At 39.0% G+C, this 17,999-nt stretch carries 17 protein-coding genes; 2 read left to right on the forward strand and 15 right to left on the reverse strand.

The window, feature by feature from the left end; genetic code table 11:
* Nucleotides 1-78 precede the first annotated feature (78 nt).
* The gene (locus ACVBDY_RS03275) at nucleotides 79-345 is read left to right on the forward strand and encodes a hypothetical protein (RefSeq protein ID WP_447174039.1); all 267 of its coding nucleotides are present in this window, start codon (nucleotides 79-81) and stop codon (nucleotides 343-345) included.
* Between the two features lie 329 nt (nucleotides 346-674).
* On the opposite strand, the gene ACVBDY_RS03280 is transcribed toward ACVBDY_RS03275, so the two are convergent.
* From ACVBDY_RS03280 to ACVBDY_RS03350, 15 genes are all read right to left on the reverse strand, one after another.
* A complete protein-coding gene (locus ACVBDY_RS03280; RefSeq protein WP_447174040.1) occupies nucleotides 675-1,211 on the reverse strand; it encodes a UpxY family transcription antiterminator in 537 nt (178 codons plus the stop codon).
* A gap of 1,181 nt (nucleotides 1,212-2,392) precedes the next feature.
* Nucleotides 2,393-2,770, reverse strand: a complete 378-nt coding sequence (locus tag ACVBDY_RS03285) for a VOC family protein (protein WP_447174041.1) — start codon at nucleotides 2,768-2,770, stop codon at nucleotides 2,393-2,395.
* A gap of 35 nt (nucleotides 2,771-2,805) precedes the next feature.
* The gene (locus ACVBDY_RS03290) at nucleotides 2,806-3,276 is read right to left on the reverse strand and encodes a nuclear transport factor 2 family protein (RefSeq protein WP_447174042.1); all 471 of its coding nucleotides are present in this window, start codon (nucleotides 3,274-3,276) and stop codon (nucleotides 2,806-2,808) included.
* Between the two features lie 86 nt (nucleotides 3,277-3,362).
* Entirely contained in the window at nucleotides 3,363-4,244 is an 882-nt protein-coding gene (locus ACVBDY_RS03295; RefSeq protein WP_447174043.1) for a helix-turn-helix domain-containing protein, read from the reverse strand.
* Nucleotides 4,245-4,283: 39 nt separating this feature from the next.
* Nucleotides 4,284-4,874: a DUF2652 domain-containing protein gene (locus ACVBDY_RS03300; RefSeq protein ID WP_447174044.1), complete on the reverse strand. Its 591-nt coding sequence runs from the start codon at nucleotides 4,872-4,874 to the stop codon at nucleotides 4,284-4,286.
* 234 nt (nucleotides 4,875-5,108) lie between these two features.
* Nucleotides 5,109-5,837, reverse strand: coding sequence for an SDR family NAD(P)-dependent oxidoreductase (locus tag ACVBDY_RS03305; protein ID WP_447174045.1), 729 nt, complete (start codon nucleotides 5,835-5,837; stop codon nucleotides 5,109-5,111).
* 3 nt (nucleotides 5,838-5,840) lie between these two features.
* Nucleotides 5,841-6,296, reverse strand: coding sequence for a nuclear transport factor 2 family protein (locus tag ACVBDY_RS03310; RefSeq protein ID WP_447174046.1), 456 nt, complete (start codon nucleotides 6,294-6,296; stop codon nucleotides 5,841-5,843).
* A gap of 29 nt (nucleotides 6,297-6,325) precedes the next feature.
* The gene (locus ACVBDY_RS03315; protein WP_447174047.1) at nucleotides 6,326-7,330 is read right to left on the reverse strand and encodes a saccharopine dehydrogenase family protein; all 1,005 of its coding nucleotides are present in this window, start codon (nucleotides 7,328-7,330) and stop codon (nucleotides 6,326-6,328) included.
* A 78-nt stretch (nucleotides 7,331-7,408) separates the two neighbouring features.
* A complete protein-coding gene (locus ACVBDY_RS03320) occupies nucleotides 7,409-8,194 on the reverse strand; it encodes an SDR family oxidoreductase (protein WP_447174048.1) in 786 nt (261 codons plus the stop codon).
* 127 nt (nucleotides 8,195-8,321) lie between these two features.
* Entirely contained in the window at nucleotides 8,322-9,104 is a 783-nt protein-coding gene (locus ACVBDY_RS03325; protein WP_447174049.1) for an SDR family oxidoreductase, read from the reverse strand.
* A 48-nt stretch (nucleotides 9,105-9,152) separates the two neighbouring features.
* Nucleotides 9,153-9,731: a TetR/AcrR family transcriptional regulator gene (locus ACVBDY_RS03330; protein WP_447174050.1), complete on the reverse strand. Its 579-nt coding sequence runs from the start codon at nucleotides 9,729-9,731 to the stop codon at nucleotides 9,153-9,155.
* Nucleotides 9,732-9,812: 81 nt separating this feature from the next.
* Nucleotides 9,813-10,295, reverse strand: coding sequence for a hypothetical protein (locus ACVBDY_RS03335; RefSeq protein WP_447174051.1), 483 nt, complete (start codon nucleotides 10,293-10,295; stop codon nucleotides 9,813-9,815).
* Between the two features lie 80 nt (nucleotides 10,296-10,375).
* Nucleotides 10,376-10,699, reverse strand: coding sequence for a nucleoside triphosphate pyrophosphohydrolase family protein (locus ACVBDY_RS03340; RefSeq protein WP_447174052.1), 324 nt, complete (start codon nucleotides 10,697-10,699; stop codon nucleotides 10,376-10,378).
* Between the two features lie 324 nt (nucleotides 10,700-11,023).
* A complete protein-coding gene (locus tag ACVBDY_RS03345) occupies nucleotides 11,024-12,130 on the reverse strand; it encodes an arabinan endo-1,5-alpha-L-arabinosidase (protein ID WP_447174053.1) in 1,107 nt (368 codons plus the stop codon).
* A 233-nt stretch (nucleotides 12,131-12,363) separates the two neighbouring features.
* Entirely contained in the window at nucleotides 12,364-16,341 is a 3,978-nt protein-coding gene (locus ACVBDY_RS03350) for a hybrid sensor histidine kinase/response regulator (RefSeq protein WP_447174371.1), read from the reverse strand.
* A gap of 399 nt (nucleotides 16,342-16,740) precedes the next feature.
* Between ACVBDY_RS03350 and ACVBDY_RS03355 the strand changes: the two genes are divergently transcribed.
* Nucleotides 16,741-17,976, forward strand: coding sequence for a hypothetical protein (locus ACVBDY_RS03355; RefSeq protein WP_447174054.1), 1,236 nt, complete (start codon nucleotides 16,741-16,743; stop codon nucleotides 17,974-17,976).
* The last annotated feature ends 23 nt before the right edge of the window (nucleotides 17,977-17,999 follow it).

Consider the following 17,999-nt stretch of genomic DNA (forward strand, 5'->3'; position numbering starts at 1 on the left):
ATCATTGGGTTCAGTCAAAATAGTCTCACGTTAAGTGTATTCAACAGTAGATGATCAATGTTTTTTATACTAACCATTATGGAAGTTAATCTGATCAACAAACTGAAAAGACAGGATGTACTGATCTTTGATGACTTTAGACTAAAGGGATTAGATCATATCAAACAGACAAGCCTTGATGGAGATCATCGAAGAGCAGGGGGCTTTGGCAAAGCACCAAATTCCCCTTCCAATTTCCTGATTGTTTGTAAGGCACGGAATGAATCTGTTCTCAACTCCTCAAATGGGATTGATGTGCCATTATCTCCAATTGATATTTGTGAAACTCAGCTAGAAGAGTTTTAAGATAATACTCTGTTGACTCCAATAATAATTCCTTATCTGTCATATTTTGCCATTACTTTGTATGCATAGGTTCTTTATGTAGATAATATTTTACTGGACTTTTCAGTAGTTCTCTTGCTTCAGTATACTTTGAGCTATTACATTATCCTAAATGTTTCTCATAATGTCTATCAATATGAGTTGTTTCCTTCTACCGGATACTAAAACACATTCTTTTTTATAACGATTTAATTCTGGAGGTATAGAGGAACCACGTGATGAGTCTAAATTGAATATCAAAGGTGGTGTCATAATGAATACAACAATCCTTCGGCTTCTTTCGGCCTGAGCTATGATTTTACTTTCTCTAAAATGGTTGTACAAACATTAATAAACACCGTATGATTTATTTCTTTAAGTTGAACTCCAAACCTGGTTTTTCCTTTTTCCATTACCAAAACGCCTTCGTATCCGGCCAACGGTCCGTGAATAATTTTCACGTGTTCCCCTTCAAGAAAGGTTGTTTCAACGGAAACCTCCTGGCCATCCAGTGAGAGCATTTTTTTAATTGAATTGATATTATTCGGTGAAATGACCGAGGGACTTGTACCACATCGAATACATGTAGCTATTTTGGGAATTCTCGAAATCTCGTAAATCTCGCTCTTGATGGTATATACAAAAATGTAGCTTGGAAAAAGAGGGGTTTCGATCAGTTTCTTCTGTCTGTTTTTCCATACTTTCATTGTTCTGGTAACCGGAAGGAATGCATCGTATTCCCTTGCTAAAAGATCATTGTATACTACTTTCTCGGCACGCGGCGAAGTATAAAAAATATACCAGTTTTTCTCATTTCTTTTTCTTTTTAGTACTGCTTCTGGGGTCATAATTTGATTAGACGTAGGTTTGTTCATTATTCTTCTGGATAAATTAGTTACAATTGAAGTATCCAATACTCATTAAAAGATCACGTACAAAGATTGGGAGCATCATTTAAATTATTGGATACAAGACTGAAAGATTTGGGGGGCATGGCATATAACTTACAACTTATGAATTGCGAAACGGTTCCCTTCCGTACTTATATCTGGGGGCAAAAACATACAGTAACAGGAAACCAGAGACTAACTTTGATTTATAATTTATCAGCGTAATATGTAACCGTACAACTTTCAACGAAAAAAGCATTAGTTTTTCTATAGCATACAACAAAACCAACAACTTGAAACGCACAACAAGCTATAAACTCCACAACCTATGACGCCGATACATCTTTAATATCTATATTTTTTATTGTGATTGGACATACTAAAGTTGGTCAATTAGCATTAATACTAATCAACTTAATTTAAATGAATTCTCATAAAAGCCCGGGTATTATAGAGGTTTGACTAGATCCGTACATACCAGACGTTGGTCAGTTAGCAAATTTGCCTTTGACCTAATGTCTTCTAAAAAAATACTATCTAACCTTAACAAAAAGTAAGAAAATAAAATCATAATATATCTTCTTCCTTCATGGTTAGTAAAAATAAAATTACTTTTTATAAAAAAACTTAATAATATGTTAATTTTATGTTAATTACATATTGACTATTTCTTTTTTTTATAATGTGTACGAGAAAAAATCACCTGAGATGACGAATACTTTCAAACGAAACAACACTTCTTTTCCTAGCAAAAACAAAGACGAATATCTACACTTAAATTCCGCCTGAAAGTAAAATAAACGATTCTGTTTCACAGGATTTTCCACCCCACGTTTGTCATAAAATGGATAGGTTTTACGAATCTGCGTTTGATTTCCCTTCATACTTATTGAAATCGGATTCATTCATTAAATCACTTTCAAAAACTTTGTTGGTGGCCTGGACCAAACTACACCTTATTGGATTTACGCATGTTAAGTTTATTGAAAAATACAGTTAAATAAAATGTGCTTTACAGATGTTAAAAAAAAGTTAAAGTCTACATTGTCTTGAATTCATAGAAAACTAAATTTTTAGTTCTTGCCAAGAACCTTTCTCAATACCCGTTTGTATTAATTATTAGTGTGAGAACTTAATTTTTATGGGGTATGTGCTACTTCCAGTACCTGCCCATCAGGGTCATAAAAGTCAACGGTATAGTAAGCTGCAGAATATTTCATAAGGAGCGGCCCACGGATTATTGTCGCTTTAATAGTCTCCAATGCCTCATATACCTTATTTACCTGCTCCTTTTCTGTTGCCTGAAAGCACAGGTGCCTTACTCCAAGAGACTTTATCTTATCAACGCCTTTCATTTCTACAAAGTAGATTACCATACTTCCGTCTGAAAAAGAAACGTTGCTAATCTGTTCCCAGCCAATAAGAGGCAGAAAGCTGCTATAGAATTTGATGGATTTAGGTATATCAGATACCCAAAATTCAATATGATTTATGCCTGGCTTTAATTTATTTTTCATATTTAATGTAACAAATGTTCCAAAATTTAATAGTTTTAGATACCTGAGAGAACGTCAGGATCTCCAGTACGCCAAACATTGTCGATTATGACGTGCTGAATGACCCACAACTCATTCTGTCTCACCATTTCTATTTCGTAACGATTTTTCATTAGATAGTGACGTGAGTGATCGTTAGATGGTACATGTTGTGCTTCTACCAGTGCGTCTAGTGTTGCCTTGTTTCCATTAATCATTACACGCGGATTGCTCACGGAATGTGTAGTGTCAAGGTTGGTTAGGGATCCGCTTAAGGCAGAGATAATAGTTTCGCGACCTTTCAGTACAGGGTATTCAAAACCTGCTTTTTTTCCAGCTGGTCGAAAATCGGATATGGCATCCGCTGCTAAAGCTGATTTAAGGAGATTATTGTCACGCTGATCAATACCTGCAGCAAATCGGTAAAGGGCGTCAATTACAGCAAGTTTATCTGCGGTTTCATTAATAGTTTTCATTTGATTTTCCATTAGAAATAAGTTTTAAAATTTACTATACAAATTTCCGAATTAACGAACTGTGGAAATGGTCATATTCAATCAGAAATAAGGCAAAATCAAACAACAAGATTCTTTCTGAAGACACTTGGGGTAAAATTTACATTTTTTTTAAAAAATTTGATAAAATGGGAAAGGTCTTCAAAACGAAGGGACCAGGCTATTTCCATAATACTCCATTCTGTATCCTGAAGAAGAATTTTTGCTTCCTTAGTTATCCTATCAGCAATGTGTTGTGTTGTGGTTTTATCTGTAACCTGCTTTAAAGAGCGGTTAAGGTGATTTACATGCACAGACAACTCATCAGCAAATTCTTGAGGATTCCTCAAAATCATTCTGTAGGATTGGTCTGAAATAGGGAATTGTCCTTCGAGTAATTCATTAAAATAGCTCGTAATACGGATGGCTCTATTAGATTCCCGAATTTTAAGGTGTGGAACCGGACGGAGTTTTAGCGCACCTAATACAAGTTGAAGAATCTTGGTTCTTAACACGTCATATTTATAGCTGAAACCCTGTGTCATTTCCTGTTCCATTTCCTGAAAAATCTGGGTAAAATACTCCATTTGGGATGCAGTAATTTCCATTAATGGAGCTATTTCCGGATTGAAGAGGGGATAATTCTTAATATTTACAAACTGGTCAAAAAACTCATCTGTAAAAACACATAAATAACCCGGAAATTGATTGCCGATCTGTTCAAACCGGTATACCATATTTGGACGGGAAAAGAGAATGGCGTACTCTTTAAACTCAAGCATTTTATCAGCATAATACACCTTGTTATGTCCGTGGTGTATACTTATTTTGTATATCCCCTTCCTATTATAAGGCTTACAGGCAAAACTTTGTGCAGCGGCAGGTACTTGTACCACATTAAATTCAAGGTTAGGTTGACTTTCTACAGCTTTAGAATAAATAACGTGGCTTTTATTATGCATAGGATTTTTTTTTATAAAAAGTGAGCATCTCTAATAAACTTAGGCTATTTTAAGTGCTCTGTTGTTTTGTTCATTATTTTTAAAAGGAAAGTAAGTGTAACATAAATTTCCAATATCATAAAGATCACACTGCTCAAATCCGAAAGGAACATCAGCTGCTACATTATTTTCTGTAAGTCCGTTCATATATTCCATTGTAATGAGTACATAGGTATCTTCTACAATACTGTTTTTTAATAATCTATGTGCATCTATCAAAATTTTCCCAAAAAGTTTGTAAAAATGCTGGATGGTGTAAGTACTCATATCCCCATAATGTAGAATTGCTTTAAGTCCTAACCCTACAATTGCAGGGTAACATTTCTGAAGATTTTTCACTTCTTTTTTAAACTGTTGAAGCATCCTATCAAATTGAGAAAGAACTTGCTTTGCCGAGGTAGGGGCTCCAAATCGGTAAAATAGAATGGCATCCCCCTCAATCTCTGAAATTCTTAGTTTTAAGTTGTTTTCATCGATGATTGCTTGAAATAGCCTACTTATAATCGTAATGCCATCTATCGTATCTACTTCATTGATGAATTTGGAATATCCACTGATATCTACAATAAAAACCGTTCCTTTCGCATGCATAATTTCCTTATTTTTCTAGGGTAAAATTGATGATATTTCTCTCCTTAAAAGTTTCCAATTTTACACTTTTTGTATCCGTTTAAACGAATACAGTCGACCTAGAATTGAAAGAGGGTTGTTTTAGAACGATCTCTTTTTCTTGATTATTTATATTCCTACTATATTTGAAAATCTTTTTAGTATCAAAATTTATCCAGTCCTAAAAAGTTGTTCTCAAATAAGATTTCAAGTAATTTACCAAGGTACAAAACCATTAGGGCCGAAAAACTTTCCTGTATTTGATATATCGCCTAATAAGGCATATTTGGCAATTAGTTTCGCTGCACTTTCTGGTGTTTCTGTTCCGGTATTCCCGTTTAAATCTATTTTAATATGTCCGGGCTCTATGGCAATAACCGGTATTCCAAAAGGCTTTAGTTCTTTGGCAAAAGCAACTATGAAAGCGTTCAATGCTGTTTTAGAACTGGAATATCCTGCAAAATTAACCTTTCCGTAAATCGTACTTTCATCACTTGAAAGCTCCAAAGATCCCACAATGCTACTGAGCATAATGATGCAGGCTTTAATACGTTTTTTTAGTAAAGGTAATAACGCTTGAGTAACCCGAACTGGCCCAAAGGTGTTGACTTCGTAATGATTTTTAATCGCGGAAAGCGTTTCCTCACTAGGGGCAACGGATAAATCTTGGGCAAAACCGGCATTGTTAATTAAAATATCGAGTTGCTCTATATGTTGTTCTAAGTAATTAGCTGCTTCGGCTACGCTTTTATCATTAGATATATCAATCTGCAATAAATGCACATCAAAATTTTGTTCCTTTAATAAGTGATATGCTCTTTCTCCACGTTCCATATTGCGAACACCCATCCAAACCTGATAACCTTTTTCAGCTAATAATTTTGTAGTGGCAAAACCAATACCTTTATTGGCACCGGTTATGAATACTCTTTTTTTGCCTTCCATTTTTTATAAATTTTCTAGTTTTATAACTTCTGGATTAGCGTGATGAGAAAGATCCCCGGCAAGGGTGATGATCAGTTCACGCAATGAAAAATGCCATTGTCCATTTTTACGTTGAAATGTATCGTGGTATCTTCCTACCGCTATCGGTTGTAAGGGGAAATCACGTTCCTGATCCTGTTGATATATGGTTAGGTACGAAACTGCTGAGGCTTGGTCTTTTCCCTCCTGAATATCCAAAACGGTATTGGTGGTAACGTGAGCTGTTCGTGGGGTGCCATCCGTATATACCTGAAGGTTTTTTGTCAGTTGTTTTGCAACACCTTCTTTTCCTTCCATACTACCGCCGGCAGCAATAATCTTTCCATCAGTAAATAAGCTACCTACGGCATCAAAATCCCCCTGATCTACATAGTGTGTATACCGGGCTATTAAATTTAAAATCTCTTGTTCGTTACTCATTATTATAGTTATTAATGTGATTATTATATTTACTTGACTAAGTCTATCAACCGAGTCTCAGGAATGTCTTTTATAATATCTTCTCCGTAAGCAGATCCGGGAGATTGATAACCTATTTTGTAATCATTTTTTAAAATGCGGTGCGCTACTGCCATCACGGAAAGCGGAGTCAAAGTGTAACCCGAAGGAGCATCGATCCAAGCTTTCACCACTTTTCCTTCATTATCGGTTATCTCCCCAGTAATACTATTACGGCCGGCAGCACGTTCATCTTCCGTTGGGCCATCGGGTAAATTTTCCGGATTTAAATCTGGCATATCTGTCGCAGGAAGTTTCAGCGAGAAGTATTCTTCTATATTGGGGATTCGGGTAGATTTATAAGTTAAAATAATTCCTCCTAAAGAAGTAGGTAAACATTCCAACTGTTCCTTACCAAATGAGAATACTTTTGGCTGCGGATCTTTATTTTCAATAATTTGACCATCCTTCCTTATCAACACTCCTAAATCTGCAATATTTTTACTGCTAAGAACCGATCCTTTGGAAAAGCCCCCATAATGCTGAAAACCGACTTTTAATTGTTGTGGTTTCTCCACCAACTTTGATAAATGAATAGCCAAAGCATCATAGCTTACAAAAAGTCCAGCTCCAGACATTAACTGAATACCTGCCTTTTTAGCTTTGCCATCTAGTGATTCTGCTAATCTGTACGTATCCAGTTCAGCACTAATATCCAAGTAATGTACTCCAGCATTCAGGCAAGCATTCATCGCTTGTTTAGCTGTGAACTTAAATGGTCCTGCGGCGTTGATCAAAACCTGCTTGTCTTTTAGGGCTTTTTCCCAGGCATTACCATCATCTACGGTAAATACGTGATAGGGAACATTCAACATCTTTGCAAGCTCTTGGGTATTTATGGGATCTCTGCCCGCAATTTCAAAGTCAAGGGATAATTCTATCGCCCTGGCGGCAATAATTTTTCCAGTATATCCGGCTGCTCCATAAATTAGCAGTTTGTTTTTTTGAGTATTCATATGTATTTGAAATTTTATTTCATTTAAAAACAAGAAGAGCTGACCTAGATCAGCTCTTCTATTTGCTGTATCATAATCTTATAAAGATGGATTTGCACCACCGTCAATAATGTAGTTTACACCGGTGATATAGGATGCTCTCGGAGAAACTAAGAAGCCTACCAGTTCTGCTATTTCTTCAGGAAGTGCCATTCTACCCATCGGGATGCCGCCGAGTGTATCCATCAAATTTTTGGTCACATCTTCTATACTTAAGCCTGAAGAATCAGATAGGGATTGTAAATAAGACTCCATTGTATCGGTTTTCACCATACCCGGAGAAACCGCTGCAACACGAATTCCTTTAGATGTAAATTCTTTTGATAGGCTTTTGCTGTAATTATTTAAAGCGGCCTTGGCAACGGCATACGCCCCAAGCGATTCATATAAGGGTAGAACCCCGCTTAGTGATGAAATGTGAATAATGACCCCACTTTTCTTTTCTACCATTTGAGGTAAAATAGCTCTGTCAATACGAACAGACGATTGCAAATTTAGTTGCAGATCATTTCCCCAGTGTTCATCGGTAAGTACTCCAAACCCTCCTGAAGGACTGGTGGAGCCACCCATATTATTGACCAGAATATCAAGTGTCCCAAATTTTTCACTGATTTCCTTGACCACTTTATCGGTTTCACCAGGAACAGTCAAATCTGCTGAGATGAAATGATGTTTCAGGTTTTCATCTCCGGAATGATTCCTGGCAGTTACGATAACATTTGCTCCCGCTTCCCATAATCTATTGGCAATTGCCTTACCTATACCTTTTGTTCCACCGGTTACTAAAGCTACTTTTCCGGTTAATTCTTTTACTGATTTTTCCATTTTAAATGAAATTAATTATTCTAGTTGCAATAAGTTTTCCTGCGTATTCCGTTGCTCCATTGGACAACAACATTTTTTTCTTTGATTTGCTATATTTTTGTAACATTTGTTTCAAATTTCGATCTAATTAAACTGCAGGAAAAGTTCCTCCATCGACAAGCATATTGGCTCCAGTGATATAACCTGCACCATCTGACACTAAAAAACCCACCATATTGGCAATTTCTTCAGGCTCGGCTAGTCGGTTTAAAGGAATACCTCCCAAACCATCCATAATTTGTTGTGTGGCTTCATCAACTGTTTTTCCAATAGACTGTGCAAAACCACTCAGAAATGTTTCCATCGCTGTTGTCCTGACCATTCCTGGCGATACCGTATTTACACGAATTCCATCTTTGGCAACTTCATTTGCAAGGGTTTTACTATAAGCATTTAAGGCTGATTTCATTACCCCATAGGAGAAATTAGACTCGTGTAAAGGTAATTTTCCGTTTAAGGATGAAATGTGGATCACGATACCGGACTTTTTACCTATCATTTTTGGCACAATAGCCTTATCCAGTCTTATGGAAGCCAACAGGTTGAGTTCAATATCCCTATTCCAATCTTCATCACTAAGCATCTGAAATCCTCCAGCCGGAGAGGAAGTTCCACCCACGTTATTGATGAGAATATCTGGTATACCGTGTTCTTGAATTAGGTTTTGAGTTAGATTCGCTATATCACTGCCATCAGTTAGATCTGCCGCTATAAAGTGATGTTCACTTTTTTCTTCGGGTGGTTTTCGTGCGGTTACGACAACCGTAGCTCCTGCGAAAGACAATTTATCCGCTATGGCCTTTCCTATTCCTTTGGTACCGCCGGTAACTAAAGCCAGCTTACCGCTTAGTTCTTTATTCTCTTTTTTCATTACAACTTATCTTTATTAAAACATTTGTTTCAGATTTAATTAAAAAAATTATTTACTGATCTGTTCTATTAAAAAGTTTGCCATTTTCTTGATACGCCCTTTATCTTGGTGAATAATAAAGGATTCATGCCAGCCCGAAAAGTGATTCATAATATAATCGGTCAGCATTTCCGCATCTTGACTTACCGTGATTTCCTTTTTTTCAATCGCTTTATTTACCAGATTGATCAATAGGTTATAGGTGAATTTATTGTCGGCTTTGATAACCTTCTGCACTTTTTCATCACGTGCAGCAATTTCAAAAGTTGTCTTGATGGCCAAACAGCTATTAGGTTCATTCGTAATGGCATACACAGAAGATTGAATGAATTTTTCTATCGCTTTGAGCGGGGATTTAATGCGTTCCAATTGCTTTGTGGCAGCTGTCATCCTGGATTCCGTATAATGCTTAATACAGCGAATAAACAGCTCGTGCTTGTCACCGATGCTATTATACAAACTGCTACTATTGATACCCATGGCTTCCGTTAAATCACGCATTTTAGTACCATTATATCCCTTTTTCCAAAACACATCCATTGCTCTGAAAATAGCTAATTCTTCATCAAACTCTACATTTCTGGCCATTATACTGATTTTATAACGAACGTCTTAATAAAAATCAAAGTATCGTAAGTCATCCCCTTTGCTTTAGACATTTGATCACTATTATTCTATTTCCACTTTTATCGTGTTTGATGCAGGTAAACCATTATATGTTTCCTCAAACTGAATGGTGTAAATGCCTTTTTCCTTGAGTTTATACCCATCAAGTAAATTGACTTTTCCAACGGCGGTTTTACCTGTTTCAAGGGTTATAGAGTCCTTTTCGGTTGGCGAAACCCGCTTTACCATGATTCCTTTATAATCTATAGCTCCGTTGTTGTCGGCTACCTTTAAACAACCTCCCGTAAATTTGTTTTCTAAGGGCGTACCCCAAGGTAAAAAGGTATAAGGTTTGTTACCCGTATTTTTAACCTCCAAAGAAAGTTCAATAGGTTCGCCTGTTTTGTAAACATCTTTGTTAGTTGAAATTGTTGTTTGAACCGAACTAATTTGCATAATGTCTTTTGCCCCTAAAGTTTTGTTCTTCTTGTTGGTATTACACGAATAAATTGTGAGTACAGCCAGTATTGTTATAATTCTTGTCATTTTTTATTTTTGTTTATGATGTGGCTTTTAGGATCCTGGTGACTAAATCAATATCCTTAAGATTCAAATCTCCTCTGATTTTATTTTGAAAACAATTTTTCCGCTTTATCCAAAAATTTACCCGTAGCCTCTTCTATATCCATACCTGCTCGGTCTGCCAAAATAGTGAGCCACCAGACACATTCCCCCAACTTATGTTCCAAGTCCTCTTTGGTATTGCTCTTAGGCCAGCGTTCTTGTTGTGACATAATATTTCTTCCCACTAAACCGGCATCCGTCAAAAATGCCAAGGCATCTTCTTCTACTGTCCATTCGGTTTGATGGTATTCCTTTTCCAATTTGTGATAAGCTGTCCTGACGGACAGTGAACGTTTTTTCAGCTCGACAAAATCTAAATTTTTCATCTTTTTCATTTTATTGACACCGCAAAGATACAATTTTAAAACAAATGTTTCAAAAAAATAAAGACATCGATTAAATTAAATCTGCCAACACAAAGGTTAAAATTATTTTGTTATCCGAATTGTTGACGCTAATTCCCGTTTTAATAGCTTTCAAAAAAAATGAAAAATATTTAAAATCATATAATTAACAGGATTTTGAATTCATCTGATATGTCAAAAGTCGGGGTGGCAGGGCTCCAGGTGAACTACTATTACCTCTTTTGAAGTTTTTGAGAGCTTAAAGCAAAAGGATTAATATGAACTCTACAAGAAAAAAGGCGGCCATCAATTCTGAAACAGAATCCGATCGTCCGGCCAGCCGTCGGCATCCGCTTTTAACCTTTGCAGCCCGAACCGCTTACCATCCTCGCCAGAAGGCGGATTTTCGAGCCAATAGGAATAACTTACCCAGTCCGGATGCGTTCCATCCAGCATTTCTCCTTTGATAATGCCAATATGTCCCCGTCCGATACGGGTGCTGTTATCCCAGATGAAGGTCTGTTTATTAGGCATAAAAACAGTTCCTCCCCCATCGTACATATTTGTACTGTTCTTGTCTACATATGGTCCGCGAATATCGGTTGACCATCCCATACGAACTTCGTAAGTTGCATTCTCCTCGTGACCTAGACCAGTGCCCCAGTTAACGAAAAGCCAGAATCCGGCTGTACCGTTTTTGGTTCCCGGATATATGGCAGCGGCTTCAATGGCACTATTTGCCTTGGGTTCCTTTCTCGCCAGACTCCACATATCGGTCAGGGTCGGATGCCTTTTTCCATCCGGGCCAAGCCGGATCAGTTTGATCCCGCCGAAATGCGATCCGAAACAAAGGAACCATGAGTTTTCGGGCGTTCGGACCGGGCAGGGATCCAGGGCATTGTACGGATCCCCTTCCTCGGTTGAGATCACAATTCCCTTATCCACCCATGCATAATCGGGATCGGCCGGATCCAATGTTGTGTTCGTGGCAAGCCCAATAGCCGATTTGGTACTCCCAAGACTGGATACACAATAATACATGCGGTATTCTTCCGAGATCACATGATAGACAATATCAGGGGCCCAGGCTATATTTATGGGGCTATAGTCTGCCCAGAAGGCGGGGCGGATAGGAAACACGTCCGGTCCGCTGTTCCACACGCCGCTTTGCGGCGACGCGGTCCATCTCATTCTGATACCTCCGCCGGTCGAGTACCAGAAATACTTGTCCCCCGACTTTATAATGCGCGACGCATCATTCAGGCCGGTAAGGCCAACCAGCCCTGTCCCTTCAGACATTTCGCCAGTTAGTTCTGCATTGGCAGACAACGTTGTTGGGGCAGGTCCGGCTTCGGAATTACAAGCCGAAAATACGGTACAGACACTCAGGAATACAAAAAGCGAAGTTTTCATAATTGGGTTTTTGGTTAATTTTTAAACGGGAGTATTCTGTTTACAACGGACATCATGAGCCAGCTGACAAGTGGTCTTGTCAAGGATTAACTCCCTATGATGTAAGTACGGGTAAATAATTTCTCCTTAACAGTAAAATAAGGGAATACAAATGCAGCATCAGAGGACTTTTGTCGAAATTCAAAGCAAAAATGTTGAGTTTAACCAATTTTATGGACTTAACACCTTAAAAACTATTTTTGTTCGGCAAACTGAGTAGGGGTTATATTAAATTCCTTTTTAAAAGCGCGACTAAAATAATTCGGGTCACCGTATCCTACCTTATAGGCTACTTCCGAAATATTCTTTCCCTCCCGGATAAGCCGGGTCGCTTTTTTCATTCGAATGCGTTTGATATAGTCTAATGCGCTCAGCCCGGTGATCTTCTTCATTTTTATATGAAGCAGGGAACGACTGATACCCGCTTCATTGGCCAGACGTTCAACACCAAATCCGGGATTGGAATGATGTTGTTCCACCAGAAATGATATTTTTCTCAGGAACTCGCGCTCATGATTATTTGTCGGAATATGTTCCGGGTCGGGAGCATTTATTCCGGAAAAACGTTTTTCAAGGTTTTTACTGGTCTCCAACAGGTTGGTTACCAGTAGATCGAGTTCTTTAAGATTAAAGGGCTTGGTCAGGTAGACATTTGCTCCAGAAGCAAGCGCATCAATCCTGAAGTTATCGTTATTCCTGGCCGTTAACAATAGAAACGGAATATGGCGGGTATCGGGATCGGATTTTACTTTTCTGCAAAATTGTATTCCGGAGAGCCTGGGCATCTTAACATCTGAAATAATGATATCGGGATGGGTATGTTCCATTTTTTCAAGGGCCTGTTCACCATCTCGGGCCTTTATGACCTGGAATCTACTAGAAAAATGCCTCTGAAGGAATTTCATAAGCTCAACATTATCTTCGGCGATCAGTATTTTAAGATTATTCTTTTTTTGCAACCCGGTAAATTCCTCCGTCTCAATACTGCCGATGATAAGATCGTTCATCACATTCAATGATTTATTACCGTTAATTTTTTGCAGTTCCTTTTCACTTTTAATTTTGAGTATTAGCGGAAAGTCTACATTTATCGTAGTTCCCCTACCCTGTTCTGATCTTATATCCAGTTTTCCTTCCAGGAAATCGGCAAGGCTTTTTACCAGGGCCAGACCGAGCCCCGAATTGGAATTCCCGCCCTGTCCTTCCTGCTTGTAAAAAGGTTCGGTAACCTTTGCTATCACCCCGGCAGACATTCCTTCACCGGTATCGGTAAATTCAAGAAAGATCCTGCTTCTCTTTTTCTCGTCGAGAAAGCTGCTTATCCGCATGCCCAAACGTATTGTTCCGCCTTCAGGTGTATTTTTCAAAGCATTTGATATGAGGTTTGTGGCGATCATTTCTACCTTGGAGGGATCAAAATAACAGGTGTATTCCGGAATGTCGGAACAAAAATCATGTTCGATCCCTTTAGCCTCAAACAGCGGGTTAAACGCTTCAAAAGTATCTTTGAGGAACAGCACTATATCTCCCTTTTTAAGTTCGAGCTTTGCATGTTCGGTCTCAATTTTACGGAATTCAAGTAATTGATGTATAAGCTGATTGAGTTTATCCGCATTTTTTTTAATCGACAGCAATTCTTCCGGAGGAGCACTCCTGTTCACTTTTTCCCTGAAAAATTTTTCGACAGAGGCCATGATCAGCGTTAAAGGGGTTTTGAATTCGTGCGAAATGAATGTAAAGAAATTGAGTTTGTGCCAGTTCAGTTCATTGTCCTTTTCTTTTTCGAACCTTTCCATTTGTAAAGCCAGTTTCTGGTTGTGGATGAACCTTACAAAACGCCAATAGGCATAAACCATCAGCAGGATGATCAATACGTAAATAAAATAGGCTATATCGGTTTTCCAGAATGGCGGGAGGACCGTCAGTGCTATTTTCCGTTCGTTGTTCAGGGAAAGTGGCAAGGTCCTTACCCTGAATGTATAGTCGCCGGGGGAAAGGTTGGTGTAGGTGGCCGTGGTTTTGGTACCTACCTCATTCCAGCTGTCGTCAAAACCGTCCAGTTTATAGGCGTACTTCACAGCTCCTTCGTTGAGATAATTAATGGCCCCATATGCTATGGAGATAACATCCTGCCTGTGATTCAGCTTTATCTTGTCCTGATAATTGATATGTTTTTTCAACATCCCTTTTTCGGTAACAGGGACTTCCCGGTTGAACAGTTGAAAACCGTTAAATTCCAGGTCCGGTGTCCCGGGAGACTCATTGAATTCGTCAGGGTCTATGACATTCAGCCCATAAACCGAGCCGAAATAAAGCATGCCTCTCTTGTCCTTGAAAGCAGATTTGAAATTGAACTGATTCGTACTGAGTCCGTCTTCAATTCCCAAATGACCCAGGCTGTTATTTTCAGGATTATAAATACTTAAACCCTTATTCGTCGATATCCATATTTTTCCGAAATCGTCTTCCAGTATTCCGTATGTGTTGCTGTTTGGCAGGTTTTTATTCTGTTCAAAGAACTCGAGGTTTTCTCTGTTTTTCCTGTGCAATATAATTCCCTGATTTAGGGTTCCGAACCAGATATTTCCTTTTGAATCTTCATAGGCGCTTACGATTTGCCCTCTTTTCCGGGAGCCTGTTCCCGAAACGATTTCGGGACGGGTAAGCTTTCCCGTTTTGGCATCGAGCATATATACACCCGAACGACGGGTACAGAACCAGAGGTTATTTTCAGAATCTTCCAGAATGTCATACACAAACTTATTGCCCAGAACTTCGGCTTTGTAAAGGCTGAATTTCTTCAAGTCATGGTCGTATATATTCAGACCGGATTGCGTTCCCACCCAAAGCCTTCCGCTGTGATCCTCACGGATAGCATATACGCAATTATTGGACAGTGAGTTTTTATCGTTTTTATCGAACTTGAAAACCAATATCTTCCCTGTCTTTTTTTCATACCTGTTCAGTCCGCCCAGAAAGGTCCCTATCCAGATATTACCACGGCTGTCTTCTTCCAGGGAATGGACATTATTGCTGCTCAAACCGTCTCCCGTATTCAAGAACCGAAAGCGTTCACTTGACTTGTCAAGGATACTGATCCCTCCGTCTTCGGTACCTATCCAGACCTCGTTGTTTTCCATTTCAACGATTTGGCTTACGGCTTTCCCCCCGATGGAATTTTTATAATCGCTCGGAAAATATTTAACGACTCCCCCGGATTTGGGATTTGTATAGTTTACGCCTCCGAAATAGGTCCCGATCCATACAATTTGTTCTTTACTGACAAATATGCTGTAAACCGATTTATCCGAGAGTGTATCGGGTTGTTCACTGAACGACTGTGTGTAGTAATTTACCAAAGTCCCGGCTTCTTTGTCATAGACAAATATGCCACTTTCGGTACCCAAACAGAGATTATTCCCGGTACCCTGGTCTATACTCCGGATGACTTCGGCCTCTATTTTATTCGAATTGCCGATGGCCATGTGCTGAAAAGAATCACTGGCCTTATCAAAATAAAACAAGCCGCGTGACGTCCCCACCCAAACAGCCCCCTGCTTGTCTTTAAAAAGGGTGTTAATGGTAAAGATATTGCCGTCTGATATATCCGGACTGTCGGGGATCCTGTATTTCTTTAGGATCTCCCCTAAGTTATTGATCAGCAAGATCCTTTTGTTGAGCGCCGCCCAGAACACATCTGTTTTGTATTCTGCAATAGCTTTAACGGGACGTCCTTTTAAATAATGACGTACGGTCTCTTCCCGATCAATCGTATAAAGGCCATTAGACGTTCCTACAAAAACAGTACTGTCCCCGGACTCAAAAATAGTATTTACAGCACCTGTGTGCCCTTTCAGTATATGCTTAAAGAAATGTGTTTCAGGTTCAAATTTATCCACTCCCGAATTTGTACCGATATACAGTCCGCTCCTTAGGTTTTCAACTACATTAATCTGATTGCTGTTAATGCTGTTGTCATTTTCCGGATCATGATAATAGGTTGTGATCTTACTCCCGTTATAGCTATTGAGTCCCTCCCTGGTCCCAAACCACATGATCCCCGTATCGTCCTGGGTAATATCGTAGACCGTACTATGGGTTAAACCATCTTTTGCGGTTATTTTTTCAAATTCTATCTCCTGTCCGCCGGACCTGCCCGGAAATATGAACACCGACAAAAGAAGAATATGTATTAAAAAAGTAAAAATCAGGCTAAAAAAACGGGGGAAAGTCTTCATAATATCTCTAAATGAACAGGGATTTCAAAAAAATAAACAAAAATGCTATGAGTATAAACAAAAATATAGAGCGACGATTTAATATTCATTTAACATTACAAAATGAAATCATCAAAATATCACACACCATTCTGAATTAAACATAAAATTATCGAGATAAAACTAAAACATTTTTAACGATTATCAATATGAAAGCATATACTTCTATAAAAATCTACTCCGTAAACAGGAGGAGTTATCACCGGATTATTTTGCTTTTGCCGGGGATTTTCAATGGCATGTCCTTGCCAAAAAGCACAACGTTTATCCAATTCCGAAATAATTAAAAAATCAATGAAAAAAATTGTATTTGTTCTGATTCTCCTCTCTTTCCTATGTATGGCACAGAAAGCGGAAGATGTACTTAAATTCTCTCTTCAAATTCCATGGACCAAGGATGTTAACCCAGAAAATGTCCGGAACAAATATCCACGTTCCCAGATGAAAAGGGACAACTGGAAAAACCTCAACGGCTTGTGGAAATATGCTGTCCTTCCTGTTTCGGAAGAATTTCCAGTCCGGTCCCATGGAGAAAGACTGGTTCCCTTTGCCGTTGAGTCGGAGTTGAGCCGGATCGTCGAAGCCGGAAAAAAAGGCTACAACCTGGCATTCGGGTTTCGCTGGGATTTTACCAAAAACAACATACGCATTCCCGCGGCAGGTTCCCGGGAGGAAAAAGAACTGTTCGATACCGCCTCAAAGATCCCGGAAGTGGTAGGACCCTATGTCGACATTTTTAAACTGGGAAACGAGCCCAATCTCGAAACCGTGGACCAGGATATGAAGAAAAAGCCCGATGGCAGTATTCCCCTGATGGATTTTACCAAAAGGTTATTATATGAAGTGGCACTCCCCTATTTTAAAAATGGTACCATAGCGGGAATACCGGATATCTATGTAAACTCTTTTCCTGCTTTATTCGAAAAGAGGTTCCAGGAAAACCAGGCCGTAAATGCCCTGTTGCATTTTACACATAACAACCATGATATTAAGGGGCTTGCACTACACCTTTACATTGCAGATACTACAGAGATCGATCAAGCCTTTAAATATGCAAGGTCAATTGTCAGGGAAAAACCGATCATCGTTCCGGAATTTTCACTCCACAGCTTATACCGTTCCAAACTTTCCGAGCCGTTGGACATCAACGAGGCCGGGAAGCAATTCTCCGTAAAATACGGCCGTGACCCGAAGAGGAAACTCTACCAATGGTATAAAGAGGCCAATACAAACCGGGTTAGCCCCGAAGAGTGGGAAGCTATGTTTGCTACACGTCCGTGGTATCCACAGCATTACCTGGATATCTGTTTCGACAGGTTTGAGAAATACGGAGTGGTTCTGGCCACCTATCCCCTGCTGCAACAAAGCAGTCCCAGGAATATGACTCCCGGTTCTCCCGCATGGTTTATCAACCCCATATTCTGCCAGAAGTCCCTCGAATCACGGGCAGACGGTTCGGTATCTCCCAATCCGTTGTGTTTTAAGGATTTTGTAAACATAGTCTCCACTAACAGAACGCCCGAGAATTAAATAATGTGTGTTTGATTTTTATT

It is taken from the genome of Sinomicrobium halophytocola, assembly GCF_052983395.1.

Excerpts from the sequence above, each read along its gene's own strand:
- ACVBDY_RS03340 (WP_447174052.1), bottom strand. The coding sequence starts at position 10,699 with ATGAAAAATTTAGATTTTGTCGAGCTGAAAAAACGTTCACTGTCCGTC.
- ACVBDY_RS03295 (WP_447174043.1), bottom strand. The coding sequence starts at position 4,244 with ATGCATAATAAAAGCCACGTTATTTATTCTAAAGCTGTAGAAAGTCAA.
- ACVBDY_RS03290 (WP_447174042.1), bottom strand. The coding sequence starts at position 3,276 with ATGGAAAATCAAATGAAAACTATTAATGAAACCGCAGATAAACTTGCT.
- ACVBDY_RS03355 (WP_447174054.1), top strand. The coding sequence starts at position 16,741 with ATGAAAAAAATTGTATTTGTTCTGATTCTCCTCTCTTTCCTATGTATG.
- ACVBDY_RS03345 (WP_447174053.1), bottom strand. The coding sequence starts at position 12,130 with ATGAAAACTTCGCTTTTTGTATTCCTGAGTGTCTGTACCGTATTTTCG.
- ACVBDY_RS03285 (WP_447174041.1), bottom strand. The coding sequence starts at position 2,770 with ATGAAAAATAAATTAAAGCCAGGCATAAATCATATTGAATTTTGGGTA.
- ACVBDY_RS03325 (WP_447174049.1), bottom strand. The coding sequence starts at position 9,104 with ATGAAAAAAGAGAATAAAGAACTAAGCGGTAAGCTGGCTTTAGTTACC.
- ACVBDY_RS03280 (WP_447174040.1), bottom strand. The coding sequence starts at position 1,211 with ATGACCCCAGAAGCAGTACTAAAAAGAAAAAGAAATGAGAAAAACTGG.
- ACVBDY_RS03300 (WP_447174044.1), bottom strand. The coding sequence starts at position 4,874 with ATGCATGCGAAAGGAACGGTTTTTATTGTAGATATCAGTGGATATTCC.
- ACVBDY_RS03315 (WP_447174047.1), bottom strand. The coding sequence starts at position 7,330 with ATGAATACTCAAAAAAACAAACTGCTAATTTATGGAGCAGCCGGATAT.
- ACVBDY_RS03275 (WP_447174039.1), top strand. The coding sequence starts at position 79 with ATGGAAGTTAATCTGATCAACAAACTGAAAAGACAGGATGTACTGATC.
- ACVBDY_RS03335 (WP_447174051.1), bottom strand. The coding sequence starts at position 10,295 with ATGACAAGAATTATAACAATACTGGCTGTACTCACAATTTATTCGTGT.
- ACVBDY_RS03320 (WP_447174048.1), bottom strand. The coding sequence starts at position 8,194 with ATGGAAAAATCAGTAAAAGAATTAACCGGAAAAGTAGCTTTAGTAACC.
- ACVBDY_RS03310 (WP_447174046.1), bottom strand. The coding sequence starts at position 6,296 with ATGAGTAACGAACAAGAGATTTTAAATTTAATAGCCCGGTATACACAC.
- ACVBDY_RS03305 (WP_447174045.1), bottom strand. The coding sequence starts at position 5,837 with ATGGAAGGCAAAAAAAGAGTATTCATAACCGGTGCCAATAAAGGTATT.
- ACVBDY_RS03330 (WP_447174050.1), bottom strand. The coding sequence starts at position 9,731 with ATGGCCAGAAATGTAGAGTTTGATGAAGAATTAGCTATTTTCAGAGCA.